The organism is Mycobacterium sp. AMU20-3851, from assembly GCF_043974665.1.
Lineage (GTDB): Bacteria > Actinomycetota > Actinomycetes > Mycobacteriales > Mycobacteriaceae > Mycobacterium.
In genome coordinates, this window is the sequence record NZ_CP146371.1 from 655,899 (window position 1) to 672,226 (window position 16,328).

A 16,328-nucleotide genomic window follows, 5' to 3' on the forward strand; every position below is an offset into this window, starting at 1 on the left:
GCGAAGAAGATCGAGGTCATCTGCTGATGGACAGTCACAAGCGCACTCTGGTCAATGTCACCGTCTTCAGCCTTGCGATGGTGCTGGTCGCCGCTGGGCTGATCGTGGTATTCGGCCAGTTCCGGTTCTCCGCGAGCAACTCGTTCCACGCGACGTTCGCCGAGGCGTCCCGGCTGAAATCCGGTCAGGATGTCCGCATCGCCGGTGTCCCGGTCGGCACCGTCAACGCCGTGACGCTCAACCCGGACAACACTGTCGACGTCGCCTTCGACGTCGACAAGCGCTATCAGCTCTACACCTCCACCCGGGCCGTGGTGCGCTACGAGAACCTGGTGGGTGACCGGTACATGGAGATCACCTCCGGGCCGGGAGAGCTCAAAAAGCTCCCGCCAGGGGCGACGATCTCCAAGGACAACACCCAGCCCGCACTGGATCTCGACGCCCTGCTGGGCGGGCTGCGCCCGGTGCTCAAGGGCCTCGACGGCAACAAGGTCAACGAGGTCAGCAACGCGGTGATCGAACTGCTGCAGGGCCAGGGCGGTGCGGTGCAGAGCCTGCTCGCGAGTACCAGCGCGTTCAGTCAGAACCTCGCCTCCCGCGATGAGCTCATCGGTGAGGTGATCACCAATCTCAACACCGTGCTCGGCACCATCGACGAGAAGGGCGCCCAGTTCGACGCCAGCGTCGATGAACTGCAGCGACTCATCACCGGACTGGCCGAGAACCGCGACCCTATCGCCGGCGCCATCGCACCGCTGGCCTCGGCAGAGAACGACCTGACCGAGATGCTGGAGGCGTCGCGCCGACCGCTGCAGGGCGTGCTGGAGAACACCCGTCCGCTGATGCAACTGCTCGACGCGCGCAAGGGCGACGTGAACAAGGTGATCGAGCCGCTGGCCGAGAACTACATGCGGCTCAACTCGCTCGGCGCCTACGGAGCGTTCTTCAACGTCTACTACTGCTCGGTGCGGCTGAAGGTCAACGGGCCGGCAGGCAGCGACATTCTGATCCCGTTCGGCGGACCGCCGGACCCGTCGAAGGGGAGGTGCTCGGAGAATGGCTAGTCCAGACCGCAGCAATCCGCTCCGCACCGGGATCCTGGGCATCTTCGTGGTGGCCTGCCTGGTGCTGGTCTCGTTCGGGTACGCCGGGCTGCCCTGGTATCCGCAGGGCCGCACCTACGCCGCATATTTCACCGACGCGGGCGGCATCACCCCGGGCAACGACGTGGCCGTCTCCGGCGTGAAGGTCGGCTCGGTCACCGAGGTGTCGCTGGCCGGGGATCAGGCCAAGGTCGACTTCACCGTGTCGCGGGACATCAAGATCGGCAACCAGACACTGGTCGCGATCAAGACCGACACCGTGCTGGGCCAGAAGCTGCTGGCCGTGACGCCGGGCGGCAGCGGTGAATCCACGTCGATTCCGGTGGGCCGCACCACGACTCCGTACACGCTCAACACGGCACTACAGGACCTCGGCAGCAATGTCGCCGCGCTGGACAAGCCGCGCTTCGAGCAGGCCCTGCAGACGCTGACCGACACCCTCAAGGACGCCACTCCGCAACTGCGCGGCGCCCTGGACGGGGTGGCCGATCTGAGCCGCAGCCTGAACAAGCGCGACGAGGCACTGGAGCAACTGCTCCTGCACGCCAAGCGGGTGTCCGACACGTTGGCCCAGCGCGCCGACCAGGTCAACCAGTTGATCACCGACGGCAACCTGCTGTTCGCCGCCCTGGACGAGCGCAGGCAGGCGCTGAGCACCCTGATCGCCGGTATCGACGATGTCTCCCAGCAGCTTTCGGGCTTCGTCGCCGACAACAAGCGGGAGTTCCTGCCCGCCCTGCAGAACCTGAACAAGGTGATGGACAACCTGCTCGAGCGCCGCGAGCACATCGGTGAGGCGCTGCGCCGGCTGCCGCCGTATGCGACCGCACTCGGTGAGGTGGTCGGGTCCGGGCCGGGCTTCCAGATCAACCTGTACGGCCTGCCCCCGGCCGCCATCGCCGAGGTCCTGCTGGATTCCTACTTCCAGCCGGGCAAGCTACCCGACAGCCTCGCGGACTACCTGCGCGGCATGATCGCCGAACGACTCCTGGTGAGGCCGAAGTCGCCGTGACCCAAACCGATCCGAAGAAATCCAAGTGGCTGCGCGGCGTCCTCGCGGTCGCGCTGGCGGTGCTGCTGGCCGTCGGTGTGTACCTGGTGTGGCCGAACCGCGGCGGTAACAAGATCGTCGCCTACTTCCCGACCGCGGTCGGGCTGTACCCGGGTGACGAGGTGCGCGTGGTCGGGGTCCCGGTCGGGCGGATCGACGCCATCGAGCCGCGGGCCACCGACGTCAAGATCAAGATGACCGTGCAGGACGACGTGCGCATCCCAGCCGATGCACGGGCCCTGATCATCGCGCCGAACCTGGTGTCCGCCCGGTTCATCCAGCTCACCCCGGCCTACACCGAGGGCGATGTGATGGCCTCGGGTGCGGAGATCGGGATGGACCGCACCGCCGTCCCGGTGGAATGGGACGAGGTCAAGGAACAGCTGACCGCGCTCAGCGCGCAACTCGGGCCCAAGGAGGGCGGCGTCCAGGGGCCGCTGACCGCCTTCGTCAACCAGGCCGCCGACACCTTCGACGGCAACGGTGACTCCTTCCGGCAGGCGCTGCGCGAACTGTCCCAGACCGCGGGCCGTCTCGGGGACTCCCGCACCGACCTGTTCGGCACCGTGCGCAACCTGCAGGTGCTGGTCGACGCGCTGGCCAACAGCAACGAGCAGATCGTGCAGTTCACCAACCACGTGTCCTCGGTGTCGCAGGTGCTGGCATCGAGCACCGAGGATCTGGACAACACCCTCGGCGTGCTGAACCAGGCGCTCGGCGACGTGAAGGGACTGCTCGGCGAGTCGAACGGGGAGCTGATCGAATCCGTCGGGAAACTCGCCGATTTCACGCAGATCCTCACCGACCACAGCGACGACATCGAGCAGGTCCTGCACATCACGCCCAACGGCCTGGCCAACTTCTACAACATCTACAACCCGGCCCAGGGCACCGTCGGTGGTCTGCTCTCGCTGCCCAACTTCGCCAACCCGGTGCAGTTCATCTGCGGCGGCACCTTCGACGCGGGCGCGTCGCCGGACAACTACAAGCGCGCCGAGATCTGCCGGCAGCGGATGGGCCCGGTGCTCAAGCGCATCACGATGAATTACCCGCCCATCTTGCTCCACCCGGTCGAGACCATCACCGCGTACAAGGGCCAGATCATCTACGACACCCCGGAGACCGAGGCCAAGGCCAAGACGCCGGTGCCGTATCTGCAGTGGCAGCCCGCACCCGGCGTCACCCCGCCGACGGTGGGCCCCGAAGGCAACCTGAGCCAGCTGATCCTGCCGCCGCCCGCGGTGGTCGGACAGATCTCGCCGGCCGGGCCGGCTCCGGGTCCGATGTCGCCGGCCGGAGCGGCTCCGGGCCCGATGCCGCCGGCCGGAGCGGCTCCGACGGAAGGGGCAGGGGGATGACCCGCGTCCTGTTGCGTAGCGCCGCACTGGGGACCGGTGCGCTGATGCTGGCCGGTTGTCAGTTCGGCGGGCTGAACTCGCTGAACATGCCGGGCACCGCCGGGCACGGCACGGGGTCCTACCAGATCACCGTGGAACTGCCCGATGTGGCGACCCTGCCGCAGAACTCGCCGGTCATGCTCGACGACGTCACCGTCGGCAGCGTGTCCGGGATCGAGGCCGTCCAGCGACCCGACGGCACCTTCTACGCCGCGGTACAGCTGTCGCTGGACGGCAATGTCGAGCTCCCGCAGAACGCCACCGCCACCGTCGCCCAGACCTCGCTGCTGGGATCCCAGCATGTCCAGCTCGCCGAGCCGCTGGACAAGCCGGTCGGCCAACTGAAGCAGGGTTCGCACATCCCGTTGGGCAGCATCGGCCGGTACCCGACCACCGAAGAGGTGTTGTCCTCGCTCGGTGTGGTGGTCAACAAGGGCAACCTCGGTGCGCTGCAGGACATCATGGACGAGGCGCATCTGGCGGTGGCCGGCCGCACCGAGAGCTTCGCCGGCCTGCTGCCCAGGCTCGCCGAGCTGACCGCATCGCTGGATCAGCAGACCGACGACATCATCACCGCCGCCGAGGGACTGAACCGGTTCGCCGGAATGCTGGCCCGCAGCAAGGACAATGTGGGCCGCACCCTGGACAGCCTGCCCAACGCGCTGAAGGTGCTCAACGACAACCGGGACAACATCGTCTCCGCGTTCTCCGCCTTGCAGAAGTTCGCCGTCGTCGGCTCCCGGATCCTGACCGAGACGAAGGCGGATTTCGCCGCAGATCTCAAGGATCTTTACCCGGTGATCAAGGCGCTCAACGACAACGGTGACGACCTCATCAAGGGCCTGGAGTTGCTGCCGACCTTCCCGTTCCACTACAAGTACCTGCGCAACGCGGTGCGCGGCGACTATCTGAACGTATTCGCCACCTTCGACCTCACGGTGCGGCGCTTCGGCGAATCGATCTTCGGTACCTCGTTCTTCGATCCGAACATGAAGCACATGAACGAGATCATCACCCCACCGGACTTCCTGACCGGATCGCTGGCGAACCTGTCCGGACAGGCCGCCGACCCGTTCAAGATCCCGCCCGGCACGGCGACGCAGCATGAGGGGACGCCGTAATGCGGGACCGCTTGACACGGATACAGCTGTCGATCTTCGCGCTCGTCACGGTGCTCACCGTGACCGCGATCTCGGCGTTCTACCTGCACGTGCCCGCCAAGCTGGGCATCGGAACCTACAACGTGACCGCCGATTTCGTGGCCGGTGGCGGTCTGTACCAGAACGCCAACGTCACCTACCGCGGCGTCACCATCGGGCGGGTCGAGTCGGTGGGCCTCACCGATGCCGGGGTGGTCGCGAACATGCGACTGAACACCGATACCGACGTGCCGGCCAACGTCACCGCGACCGTCAAGAGTGTGTCGGCGGTCGGCGAGCAGTACGTCGACCTGGTGCCGCCCGGGGATCCGAGTCCGGACCTGTTGCGGGACGGCTCCAACATCGGGGTCGGCCACACCGCGATCGGTCAGGACATCGCCGGCCTGCTGCGCGAGGCCGACGATCTGGTGAGCAGCCTCGGGGACACCCGGATTCAGGATGTTCTCTCCGAAACGTTCAAGGCCTTCAACGGATCCGGGCCCGAGCTGGCCCGCCTGATCCAGTCGGCACGGCAGCTGGTCGACGAGGCCAACGCCAGCTCGCCGGAGACCCTCGCCCTGATCGATCAGGCCGGGCCGCTGCTGGACGCCCAGATCCGCTCCGGTGACGACATCCGGTCCGCCGCCGATGGTTTGGCCCGGCTCACCTCCGAGCTTGCCAACGCCGATCCGCAGTTCCGGTCGGTGCTGCAGACCGCGCCCGGCGCCGCCGCGGAGGCCAGCACGACCTTCGCCGGCATTCGCCCCAGCTTCCCGGTGCTCGCGGCCAACCTGGCCAACTTCGGCCGGATCGGCGTCATCTACAACAAGTCGCTTGAGCAAGCCCTGGTGATCTTCCCGGCGCTGCTGGCCGCGCTCATCACCGTCGGTGGCGGCCTGCCTGCCGACGAGGGCGGCAAGCTCGATTTCAAGCTGACCCTGGGGGATCCGCCGCCGTGTAGCGTCGGGTTCATCCCGGCCACCGAGATCCGTTCGCCGGCCGACACCACGCTGCGCGAGCTGCCCACCGATCTGTACTGCAAGACCGCACAGAACGACCCGAGCGTCGTGCGCGGTGCGCGCAACTACCCGTGCCAGGAGTTTCCGGGCAAGCGGGCACCGACCGTGCAGCTGTGCCGCGACCCGGCCGGCTATGTGCCGATCGGCAGCAACCCCTGGCGGGGACCGCCGGTGCCGTATGACACCCCGGTCACCGATCCGCGCAACATCACGCCGCCGAACAAGTTCCCGAACATCCCGCCGGCCGCCGATTACGACCCGGGACCGCCCGCGGTGCACCTGCCCCCGGGTGTGCAGCCGGGTCCCGGTCCGGCCCCGCACGCGCCGTTCCCGCTGCCGGTGCCGCCGAACGACAACGCTCCGGCCCCGCCGTGGCCGTTCCGGGCACCGCCGGACCAGGTGCTGCCGCCCTACGGCCGGACGACCCCGGCACCGCCGTTGCCGCCCAATACGCCGATCTACCGGCCGCCGGGTTCGGCGTCCCCGGGCATCGAGCCGCCGCCCGGCGGGCTGCTGCCTCCGGCGGCACCCGCACCGGCGCCCGCTCCGGCGCCCGCACCGGCTCCGTTGCCGGCCGAGCAGCCCCTGGCCAGTGCTTCGTTGACGACCACCTACGATCCGAAGACGGGTGAGTTCGCCGACCCGGCGAGCGGCGGTACCGGGGTGTTCGCCCCCGGTAGCGACGAGTTCACCCCCGCGGAGAATTGGGTGGATCTGATGATGGCGCCAGGACGGGTGTAAATGGTTGAGCAGGAACCGGCCACGAGTAGGCCGGCTCGCAGGCGTGCGTCCCGTGCGGCAGGCCCGGCCGCGGCGGCCGCCGAGATGCCCGCGCAGTCGGTACTACAAGTCGATACCCCGGTAACCAAGCCCGCCCCGCCGCCGGCACCGGCAGCGCTGGGTCCGTTGCCGCCGCGGCGGCCGCACCTGACCAGGGTGGCGCAGGTCGGGGTAGCCGCGGCGCTGGTCGCCGCGGTCGCACTGGTGACGCTGGTGGCCGTGCTGTGGGTTCAGCACGCCGAGTCCGAGGCCGTACAGGCACGCCAGCAGCGCTTCGTGGACACCGCGTCACAGACCGTGATGAACATGTTCAGCTACGACCAGAACACCATCGACGAGAGCGTCAACCGGTTCGTCGACGGCACCAGCGGTCCGCTGCGGGACATGTTGAGCCAGAACAACAACGTCGACAACCTGAAGGCGATCTTCCGGGACACCAATGCCACCTCGGAGGCGGTCATCAGCGGTGCCGCGCTGGAGAAGATCGACGAAACCGGGGGCAACGCCGCGGTTCTCGTCTCGGTGCGGGTGACTGTGACCGACATCGACGGGGTCAACAAACCGTCGCAGCCCTACCGCATGCGCGTGATCGTGCACGAGGACGACAACGGTCACATGACCGGCTACGACCTGAAGTACCCCGAGGGTGGAAACTGATGCGCGCCAGACTGCTCCAATTGGCCGTCGCGGTGTTCTCCGTCGGCCTGATCGCGTTGAGTGCGCTTGCCGGGACGCTGTATTGGGACCGGGTGCAGGCCCGCGCCCAGGCGGCTGCCAACGCCGAACTGCCCGCGCTGGCCATCGCGCAGATTCCGCAGGTGTTCGGCTACGACTTCCAGACCGTCGAGCGCAGCCTCACCGAGGCCGCGACGCTGCTGACGCCGGAGTACCGCCGCGAGTTCGAGGACCGCGCGGCCCGCGACATCATCCCGCAGGCCCGCGAACGCCAGGTCATCAGCCAGGCTCACGCGGTCGGCGCCGGACTGCTGGACGCGACGCGGGAGTCCGCCTCGGTGCTGGTGTTCATGAACCGCACCGTCACCGACAAGGCGAAGCAACCGGTCTACGACGGCAGCCGCCTGCGCGTCGACTACCAGAAGGTCGACGGCAAGTGGCTGATCAGCTACATCACCCCGATCTGATCCCCGCCCAACCGAACAAACCGGCGCGAAAGGCCGAGACGGCGACGCCATTTCGTCGATCTCGGCCCCCGCGCTGCGGCTAGTCCGACTTCGCGGCGGCCAACGCGTCCAGGAAGGACCGCGCCCACCGGTCCACGTCGTGTGCCAGTACCTGGCGGCGCAGGGCGCGCATCCGGCGCTTGCCCTCCTCCACGGTCTGGTTCAGCGCCTCCTCGATGGCGTCCCGGACGCCATCGGTGTGGTGCGGATTGCACAGGTAGGCCTGCCGGAGTTCGGCTGCGGCGCCGGTGAACTCGGAGAGCACCAGTGCGCCGCCGAGGTCACTGCGGCAGGCGACGTACTCCTTGGCGACCAGATTCATGCCGTCGCGCAGCGGGGTCACCAGCATGACGTCGGCGGCGACGAAGAACGCGATCAGGTCGTCGCGCGGGACCGGCCGGTGCAGATAGTGCACGACCGGGTGGCCGACCTCGCCGTACTCGCCGTTGATGTGGCCGACCTGGCGCTCGATGTCCTCCCGCATCTCGATGTAGCTCTCCACCCGCTCCCGGCTGGGGGTGGCCAGCTGCACCAGCACGGTGTCGGTGCGGTCGGCGCGGTCCTGCTCCAGCAGTTCGGAGAAGGCCTTGAGCCGGACGTCGATGCCCTTGGTGTAGTCGAGCCGGTCCACACCGAGCAACAGCTTGCGGGGGTTGCCCAGCTCGGCACGGATCTGGCGGGCGCGCTGGCGGATGCTCCTGGCCCGGGCCTTGCGGTCCAGGTCGCCCGAATCGATGGAGATCGGGAAGGCGCCGACCTTGACGGTGCGGAACCCGACCTGTACCTCGCCGAAGCGGGCACGCACGCCGACGGTCCCGCGGGAGGTGTGGGCGCCGATCAGCCGGCGGGCCAGGATCAGGAAGTTCTGGGCCCCGCCGGCCAGGTGGAAGCCCACCAGATCGGCGCCGAGCAGCCCCTCGATGATCTCGGTGCGCCACGGCATCTGCATGAACAGCTCGACGGGCGGGAACGGGATGTGCAGGAAGAACCCGATGGTCAGGTCGGGACGCAGCATGCGCAGCATCTTCGGCACCAACTGCAGCTGGTAGTCCTGGATCCAGACGGTGGCCCCGGGCGCGGCCGCCCGGGAGGTGGCCTCGGCGAAGCGCCGGTTCACCTCGACGTAGCGGTCCCACCATTCCCGGTGATACTGCGGTTTGACGATGACGTCGTGGTACAGCGGCCACAGCGTGGCGTTCGAGAATCCCTCGTAGTACAGCGCGACGTCCTCGGCGGACAGCCGCACCGGGAACAGTTGCAGATCGTCCTGGACGATCGGGTCCTCGTCACCGTCGGCGACACCGGGCCAGCCGATCCAGGCTCCGCGCTGTTTGCGCAGGATCGGCTCCAGCGCGGTGACCAAGCCGCCAGGGCTGCGCTTCCAGGTGGTGGAACCGTCGGGCAGTACGACCTGGTCGACCGGCAGCCGGTTGGCCACGACGACGAAGTCAGCCAGGCCCTGGGGTGTGGTGGAGTCGGTCGACGGGCCGCCTCCGGAGGTCACCTACGCCTCGGGCTTCGCCGGTCCGATACCGAGCATGGCCATGAAGGTCCGACATTCTTCGGCGTCGGTGGCATAGGCGGCGACCACGCGACGGGCCTGGTTGGCCGTGTCGTCGGCCAGCGGCTCGACGTCGCCGATCTCGGCGCTATCAGCAGTTTTAGCGGGCATCTGATGATTCTAGGCGAAGTTCGGGTCGCCGAGGTCGGCGCCCGTGTAAATGTGTAGCCGTGCAAATCTCTTTGGCGGGGCAGACAGTCCTGGTGACCGGTGGCGGAAGCGGTATCGGAAAGGGAGTGGCGGCGGCCGTGGTAGCCAGCGGCGGGCAAGCGCTGCTGGTCGGGCGCAACGCCGACAAACTCGCTGCCGCTGCCGAGGAGATCACCGCCGCCGGCGGGGACGGCGAGGTGCGCTTCGAACCCGCCGACGTGACCAACGAAGACGAGGTGGCCCGGGCGGTCGATGTGGCGACGGCCTGGACCGGCCGGCTGCACGGGGTCGTGCACTGCGCAGGCGGCACCGAGACCATCGGACCGCTGACGCAGGTGGACTCCGAGGGCTGGCGCCGCGCGGTCGACCTGAACGTCAACGGGAGCATGTACGTGCTCAAACATTCGGCGCGCGAACTGGTCCGGGGCGGCGGCGGCTCCTTCATCGGGATCTCGTCGATCGCCGCGAGCAACACCCATCGCTGGTTCGGCGCCTACGGTGTCACCAAAGCGGCGCTGGACCATCTGATGATGCTGGCCGCCGATGAGCTCGGACCGTCCTGGGTGCGGGTCAACTCGATCCGGCCGGGGCTGATCGCCACCGACATGGTCGCGCCGATCCTCTCCTCACCGGAGATCAGCGGCGACTATGCGGTCAACACCCCGCTGCCGCGGCACGGGGAGGTGGAGGACATCGCCAACGCCGCGGTGTTCCTGCTCAGTGATGCCGCGGGCTGGATCACCGGTCAGGTCATCAACATCGACGGTGGGCACGGTCTGCGCCGCGGACCGGACCTGTCGGCGATGCTGGAGCCGGTCTTCGGTGCCGACGGGCTGCGCGGGGTGATCCCCGACTAACCGTCGTTCTTGACCTTGTCCGGGCAGTACACCTGGGCGGCGATGCCGGCGAACGTGCTGATCCCCTCGCTGTCCAGGTCGGTGTTGTCCTGGATGTAGGTCAATGCGGTCTGCACGCCCTTCTTACCGCCGTTGCCCAGCTTGCGGCACATCGTCTGGGCCAGCCCGACCGGATCGTCGCCGGCCTGCACGCCGTGCTCGGCGATGACCGAGAGGAACTGTTGGTCGGTCTGCTCGTCGGCGACGGCCGGTGCGGCCGACGCGGTGGAGACGGTGAGCAGGACTGCGGCGACGGCGCCGATCGTCCGGGTCCCGATGAACTCTGCTGTTCGCCTCATCAGGCGCACAGTACCGGTGCCGGCGCGGTCAGTTCATCAGTTCGGCGGCGCGCTTCACAGCGTTGACGATCCCCTGATAGCCGGTGCAGCGGCAGAAGTTCCCGGACAGCCCCTCCCGGATCTCCTCGTCGCTGGGATCCGGGTTGTCGCGCAGCAACGCGGTGATACTGGTGACGAATCCCGGTGTGCAGAAGCCACATTGCAGTCCGTGGCATTCACGCATGGCGGCCTGCACCGGGGACAGCTCACCGTCGGGCGAGGCGATGCCCTCCACTGTGGTCACCTCCTGGCCGTCGGCCTGCACGGCGAGCACCAGGCAGGACCGCACGGCCTGACCGTCCAGCAGCACCGTGCAGGCGCCGCACGCGCCGTGCTCGCAGCCCAGGTGGGTGCCGGTCAGCCCGCAGTTCTCCCGCAGGTGGTCGGCCAGCGTGACCCGCGGCTCGACGGTGCCGGTGTACTCGCGACCGTTCACCGATAGGTTGACGGGTATTTCAGGCATCGAGCGCCTCCGTGGTTGCGTCGGTCCAGGCCCGGGCCACCATCGCCGCGCCGACGCGTCGGCGGTAGGACGGTGAGCCCTGCAGATCGGTCGGTACGTCCTGGAGCTCGGACAGTGCCAGCCGGCCGAATTCCTCGGCGGTGATCTCGGTGACCGGCCGACCCGTGATGGCCCGTTCGGCGGGCGTGCCACGTTCCGGGGTGGAGCCCAACCCGAGCAAGCCCACACCGCAGCGCAGCACCCGATCGTCGTCGTCCAACTCGACCGCCACGGTGGCCCCGGCGATCGCGAAATCGCCGTGCCGGCGCGCGAATTCGTGCACGCCGAACCCGACCCGCCCGGACCACACCGGGAATCGGACCGCACGCAGCAGCTCATCGGCGGCCAGCGAGTTCTCCCACAGTCCGGTGAAGAAGTCGGCGGCCGCGATCTGCCGGTCGCCACGGGCCGAGGCGGCGACCATGGTGGCATCGAGAGTCAAAGCCACGGCCGCGAACTCGGCCGCCGGGTCCGCGTGGGCGATGGCACCGCCGAGGGTGCCCCGGTTGCGGATCTGGAAGTGTCCGATATGCGGGGCGGCCAGCGACAGCAGCGGCACCGATTCGGCCACCTCATCGTCCATCCCGACCAGCGCGTGCGACGTGCCGGCGGCGATGACGACCTCGTCGCCCACCAGGTCGATACCTTGCAGTTCCGGGACCCGGGAGATGTCCACCAGATTCTCGAAATGCGTGAGCCGCATGGCCAGCAGCGGGATCAGGCTCTGACCGCCGGCGAGCACCTTGGCCTCGTCACCGAACTCGGCGAGCGTCTGCACCGCCTCGGCCACGGTGGCGGGGCGGTGGTAGTCGAACGGGGCGGCTTTCACGCGAGCAGCTTCGACAGCGCGGCGAGCACCTCATCGGTCTTGGCGGCCGCGGGATGGACAGTCTTGCGCTTGCGGCCGACCAGGAACCCGACGGCTCCCGCGGCGGCTGCGGCGGCGAGGACCGGCGCGAACCGCTTGGCCATCGGCACCGCGACGACCTTGAGCAGATCCACCGAATCGGCGGCGGGCTGGGCCGCGACCGCGGCCGTCTCGGCGGTCGGCGCCGCGGTCGCCGATGCCGGTGTGTCACCGAGCAGTTCGGCCTCCAGGCTGCGGGCGAACTGGGCGATGAGGTTGCCGGAGACGTCGGCCAGCACCCCCCGGCCGAACTGCGCGGCCTTGCCGGAGATCGCCAGGTCGGTGGTGATCACCACGTGGGTGGCGTCGCCTTCGGGCTTGAGCTGGGCGGTGACGGTGGCCGCGGCGGTTCCGTTGCCCCGGGTCTCCTTGCCCTCGGCCTTGAGCACCAACCGCTGGGCGGCGGCGTCCTTCTCCTGATAGCTGGCTACACCCTTGTAGGACACGGTGATCGGGCCGACCTTGACCTTCACCGCGCCGGTGAAGTCGTCACCGTCGACACTGAGCAGTGTGGCGCCGGGCAGGCACGGGGCCACCCGCTCCACATCGGTGAACACTTCCCAGACCGTGGCGGCCGGGACCGCGACCCGGAATTCGTTGTTGAGTTCCACGTTTCAGCGGTCCTTTCCTGTAGTGATTCCCGAGTCGCTTCGCTCCAGCCCTCCGGAAGCAGCTTGCTCGATGAGTTCGATGATGGTCGCTGGGGTGGCCGGCATCGAGGTGACCGTGACGCCCAGCGGCGCGAGGGCGTCGTTGATGGCGTTGATCACCGCGGGCGGGGAGCCGATGGCCCCGCCCTCGCCGGCGCCCTTGTAGCCGCCGACGCCGGGTCCGGGAATCTCGACGTGCCCGAACTCGATGGGTGGCACCTCGGTGGCGGTGGGCAGCAGATAGTCCACGAACGTGGAGGCGATCGGGTTACCGGCGTCGTCGTAGGCGAGGTGTTCGAGCAGCGCTCCGCCGATGCCCTGCACGGTGCCGCCGGCGACCTGACCTTCCACCACGTTCGGGTTGATCATCGGGCCGACGTCCTCGCTGACGATGTACCGGGTCAGCGTGACCTGGCCGGTGACGATGTCGACCTCGCAGGTGCAGGCGTGAGTGGCGTTGGCCCAGTGGATCATCGCCTGGGAGTTGAACCGTGCGGTCGCCTCCAGGGTGGGGGAGACACCACCGAGTTGAGCGGGGTCGTAGTAGGACCGGTAGGCGATGTCGGCAAAGCTGACGCTGGTCTCGGGGTCGTCGCGGAGCACGGCCCGCGAGTCGGTGAGCTCGATCGCGTCGGCCTCGGCCCCGAGCATCTGGGCCGCGATCGCCACGATCTGGCCGCGCAGGATGGTGCCGGCCTCGTTGACCGCGCCCGCGGTCATCGGTCCGCTGCGGCTGCCCTGGGTGCCCGCGCCGTACGGGGTCACCGCGGTGTCGCCCTGGATGGTGGCCACATCGTTGATGTTGGCGCCCAGCACATCTGCGGTCAGCTGGACGACGGTGGTCTCGATGCTGTTGCCGCTGGAACCGCCGTTGACGTAGACGTTGATCTTGCCGGTCGACTCCATCCGGATGGTGGCACCCTCGGTGGCCAGGTTCCCGGTCGCCGCGCCGGTGGGCTCGATGTAGGCCGAGAAGCCCAACCCGATGTAGCGGCCCTGGGCCAGCGCGTCGGCCTGCTCCTTGCGGAAGCCCTCCAGGTCCAGGATCTTGACGGCCTGCTCGAAGGTGTCGGCGGGTGCGCAGTTGTCGTACGGCATGCCGTTGGGGTTGAAGAACGGCATCTCGTCACCGCGCAGGATGTTGATCCGGCGCAGTTCGGCCGGGTCCATGCCGATCTTGCGGGCCGCGATGTCGAGCAGCATTTCCCGAGTGAGGGTTTCGTACTGCCACGGACCGCGGTAGGCGTGCAGACCCGGGGTGTTGGAGAACACCGTCTTGTAGTTGAAGCTGGACTTCGGCACTCGGTACGGGCCCGGAAAGAACATGCCGATCGCCGCGGTGGTGAGCACCGGGTACGGCGTCGGGTAGGCGCCGATGTCCTGGATGAAATCGATGTCGGCGGCCAGGATCTTGCCGTCGGCGTCGAAGGCCATCCGGACGGTGCCGTCGACGTGCCGGGACTGACCGGCCGACATCAGGTTCTCCCGGCGGTCCTCGATCCACTTGAGCGGGCCGGACACCTTGCGCGCGGCCAGCATGATGCACATGTCCTCGCGCATCGGCACCACCTTCTGCCCGAAGCCGCCGCCGGTATCGCGCACGATGACACGTACACCCTGGGCGGGGATGCCGAGCAGTCGCGCCGCGAACGCGCGCAGCTCGTGCGGGGTCTGGGTGGAGCCCCAGATGGTGAGCTCGGAGGTGCTGGCCACCCATTCCACCACGATGCCGCGGGTCTCCATCGGCACCGGGACGTACATCTGTTGGTAGATGCGCTCTTTCACCACATGGGCGGCGTTAGCGAACACCTCCTCGTCCGGCGGCATGCCGCCCATGCCGCCGGCGACGTTGTCGGGGTAGGCCTCGTGCACGACCGGGACGTCGGCCTCGGCCCCGCCGATCGCCTTGCGGAAATCGGCGACGGCGGGCAGCTGGGTGTAATCGACGTCGACCAGGTCCACGGCGTCCTCGGCCAGCCGTCGGCTGTTGGCGACGACGATGGCGACCGGATCGCCGACGAACTTCACCTCGCCCTCGGCCAGCGGCGGGCGCGGGGTGTCCGGCACGTCCTTGCCGGCCACCGCATGCCAGGACTCGCGGACATCGGGGTTGATGTCGGCGGCGGTGAAGACCGCGTGCACGCCAGGCAGGGCGAGGGCGGCTGCGGTGTCGATGCCGTTGATGGTGGCGTGGGCGAACGGGCTGCGCACGAAGCAGGCATGCAGCATGCCGGGCCGCTGCACATCGTCGACGAAGGTTCCGCTGCCCGTCAGAAGGCGGGAGTCTTCGATGCGTGGTACCCGGGTGCCTGCGTAGCGGGCGGCGACGGTTCCCGTCACGGGTGGCTCCTGTCCATCGATCGCTTGCGCGTGTAAGTGGGCTGTGTCACACCACTTTGAGACGGGCGTTAGCCTACCCCGAGAGCGAGAATTGCAAAAGAAGAGAGTCCCGTTACCGCACGTCGACACTGGTGGCGGCGGGCTGTCCGGCCATGTCGTGGTGAATCCGGCCATCCACGGCGGTGAGTGGGCGGCCCCCGCCGCCCCAGCGCCGGGCGATGATCTCCGCGACGATCGAGACGGCGGTCTCCTCGGGCGTGCGGGCGCCCAGATCCAGACCGATCGGGCTGGACAGCCGGACCAGGTCGGACTCGGTCAGCCCGGCCTCGCGTAGCCGGGCCAGCCGGTCGGTGTGGGTGCGCCGGGAGCCCATCGCCCCGATGTAGCCGACCTCGGGCAACCGCAGCGCCACCTCGAGCGCGGGCACGTCGAACTTGGGGTCGTGGGTCAGCACGCAGATGGCGGTGCGGCCGTCGATCGCATCGAGGGCCTGCTGGCCGCGCAGATAGCGGTCCGGCCAATCCACCACGACCTCGTCGGCGGACGGGAAACGGGCCGGCGTGGCGAAAACCGGCCGGGCATCGCAGACGGTGACGCGGTAGCCGAGAAAGGAGGCCTGCTGGGCCAGGGCGGCGGCGAAGTCGATGGCGCCGATGATCACCATGCGTGGCGGCGGCGCGTAACTGGCGACGAACACCTCCATGCCGGTGTCGGATTCGCCGGAGGTCTCGTCCACGCGTTCCCCGTCGGGTCCGTAGGACAGCACGGCGGTGCGGCCGGCCAACAACAGCCCGCGGGTGTCGTCGGCCACCGCGGCGTCGGCGCGCTCGGAACCCAGGCTGCCCGCCTGGGTATCGGGTTGCACGACGAGTCGGCGGCCCCGCCGGGCCGGGTCGGGATGCGCGATCACCGTGGCCACCGCGACCGGGCGGTGCTCGGCAATCGCCGCGGCCACCTCGCCGAGCTGCGGGAACGTCTGCTGGGACACCGGTTCGACGAACACGTCGAGGATGCCCCCGCAGGTCAGTCCGACCGCGAAGGCGTCATCGTCGCTGATCCCGTAGCGCTGCAGGGCTGGGGCCCCGGTCGCGACCACCTCGGTGGCCAGTTCGTAGACCGCCCCTTCGACGCATCCACCGGACACCGACCCCGCCACGCTCCCGTCGGGGGCGACCACCAGTGCGGCGCCGGCCGGGCGGGGCGCGGATTTGATGGTGCGCACGACGGTGGCCAGACCGGCGGTCCCGCCGCTCCGCCAGGTGGTCATCAGGTCGTCGAGAACCTCGCGCACATTCTGGAGTCTATGTAGTACCG

16 protein-coding genes are annotated in these 16,328 nt (G+C 68.7%); 8 read left to right on the top strand and 8 right to left on the bottom strand.

The genetic code is table 11. The features are described 5' to 3' along the window. Window positions 1-26: 26 nt before the first annotated feature. Genes V4U86_RS03185 through V4U86_RS03215 form a run of 7 tightly spaced genes read left to right on the top strand, consistent with a single transcriptional unit; the run spans window position 27 to window position 7,631 of the window. A complete protein-coding gene (locus tag V4U86_RS03185) occupies window positions 27-1,064 on the top strand; it encodes an MCE family protein (RefSeq protein WP_395309848.1) in 1,038 nt (345 codons plus the stop codon). After that, on the top strand, window positions 1,057-2,115 hold the full coding sequence (locus V4U86_RS03190) for an MCE family protein (RefSeq protein ID WP_395309849.1): 1,059 nt from the start codon (window positions 1,057-1,059) through the stop codon (window positions 2,113-2,115). The genes V4U86_RS03185 and V4U86_RS03190 overlap by 8 nt, the downstream gene beginning before the upstream one ends. Then, a complete protein-coding gene (locus V4U86_RS03195) occupies window positions 2,112-3,512 on the top strand; it encodes an MCE family protein (protein WP_395309850.1) in 1,401 nt (466 codons plus the stop codon). Before V4U86_RS03190 ends, V4U86_RS03195 begins: the two co-directional genes overlap by 4 nt. Beyond that, on the top strand, window positions 3,509-4,672 hold the full coding sequence (locus V4U86_RS03200) for an MCE family protein (protein ID WP_395309851.1): 1,164 nt from the start codon (window positions 3,509-3,511) through the stop codon (window positions 4,670-4,672). The genes V4U86_RS03195 and V4U86_RS03200 overlap by 4 nt, the downstream gene beginning before the upstream one ends. Next, on the top strand, window positions 4,672-6,450 hold the full coding sequence (locus V4U86_RS03205; RefSeq protein ID WP_395309852.1) for a virulence factor Mce family protein: 1,779 nt from the start codon (window positions 4,672-4,674) through the stop codon (window positions 6,448-6,450). The genes V4U86_RS03200 and V4U86_RS03205 overlap by 1 nt, the downstream gene beginning before the upstream one ends. After that, window positions 6,451-7,146, top strand: coding sequence for a mammalian cell entry protein (locus V4U86_RS03210; RefSeq protein WP_395309853.1), 696 nt, complete (start codon window positions 6,451-6,453; stop codon window positions 7,144-7,146). It begins immediately after the preceding gene. Next, window positions 7,146-7,631 carry a mammalian cell entry protein gene (locus V4U86_RS03215; RefSeq protein ID WP_395309854.1) on the top strand — a complete coding sequence of 162 codons (486 nt, stop codon included), beginning with the start codon at window positions 7,146-7,148 and terminating at the stop codon, window positions 7,629-7,631. Before V4U86_RS03210 ends, V4U86_RS03215 begins: the two co-directional genes overlap by 1 nt. Before the next feature lie 79 nt (window positions 7,632-7,710). On the opposite strand, the gene V4U86_RS03220 is transcribed toward V4U86_RS03215, so the two are convergent. Further along, window positions 7,711-9,174, bottom strand: coding sequence for an alpha,alpha-trehalose-phosphate synthase (UDP-forming) (locus V4U86_RS03220; protein WP_395309855.1), 1,464 nt, complete (start codon window positions 9,172-9,174; stop codon window positions 7,711-7,713). After that, window positions 9,175-9,342 carry a hypothetical protein gene (locus V4U86_RS03225; protein WP_395309856.1) on the bottom strand — a complete coding sequence of 56 codons (168 nt, stop codon included), beginning with the start codon at window positions 9,340-9,342 and terminating at the stop codon, window positions 9,175-9,177. Window positions 9,343-9,401: 59 nt separating this feature from the next. On the opposite strand from V4U86_RS03225, the gene V4U86_RS03230 reads away from it, so the two are divergent. Beyond that, window positions 9,402-10,238: an SDR family oxidoreductase gene (locus V4U86_RS03230; protein WP_395309857.1), complete on the top strand. Its 837-nt coding sequence runs from the start codon at window positions 9,402-9,404 to the stop codon at window positions 10,236-10,238. Here the strand turns inward: V4U86_RS03230 and V4U86_RS03235 are convergent. The 6 genes from V4U86_RS03235 to V4U86_RS03260 form a co-directional block, all read right to left on the bottom strand. Further along, a complete protein-coding gene (locus V4U86_RS03235) occupies window positions 10,235-10,576 on the bottom strand; it encodes a DUF732 domain-containing protein (protein WP_395309858.1) in 342 nt (113 codons plus the stop codon). The two genes, V4U86_RS03230 and V4U86_RS03235, sit on opposite strands and share 4 nt — an antisense overlap. Before the next feature lie 28 nt (window positions 10,577-10,604). Then, window positions 10,605-11,078: a (2Fe-2S)-binding protein gene (locus tag V4U86_RS03240; RefSeq protein WP_395309859.1), complete on the bottom strand. Its 474-nt coding sequence runs from the start codon at window positions 11,076-11,078 to the stop codon at window positions 10,605-10,607. Further along, a complete protein-coding gene (locus tag V4U86_RS03245; protein WP_395309860.1) occupies window positions 11,071-11,946 on the bottom strand; it encodes an FAD binding domain-containing protein in 876 nt (291 codons plus the stop codon). The genes V4U86_RS03240 and V4U86_RS03245 overlap by 8 nt, the downstream gene beginning before the upstream one ends. Next, a complete protein-coding gene (locus V4U86_RS03250; protein WP_395309861.1) occupies window positions 11,943-12,635 on the bottom strand; it encodes an SRPBCC family protein in 693 nt (230 codons plus the stop codon). Before V4U86_RS03250 ends, V4U86_RS03245 begins: the two co-directional genes overlap by 4 nt. A 3-nt stretch (window positions 12,636-12,638) precedes the next feature. Then, window positions 12,639-15,014 (bottom strand): xanthine dehydrogenase family protein molybdopterin-binding subunit, encoded by a 2,376-nt coding sequence (locus tag V4U86_RS03255; protein ID WP_395309862.1) that lies wholly within the window; start codon window positions 15,012-15,014, stop codon window positions 12,639-12,641. Window positions 15,015-15,126: 112 nt separating this feature from the next. Continuing rightward, window positions 15,127-16,305: an XdhC family protein gene (locus V4U86_RS03260; RefSeq protein ID WP_395309863.1), complete on the bottom strand. Its 1,179-nt coding sequence runs from the start codon at window positions 16,303-16,305 to the stop codon at window positions 15,127-15,129. Window positions 16,306-16,328 lie beyond the last annotated feature (23 nt).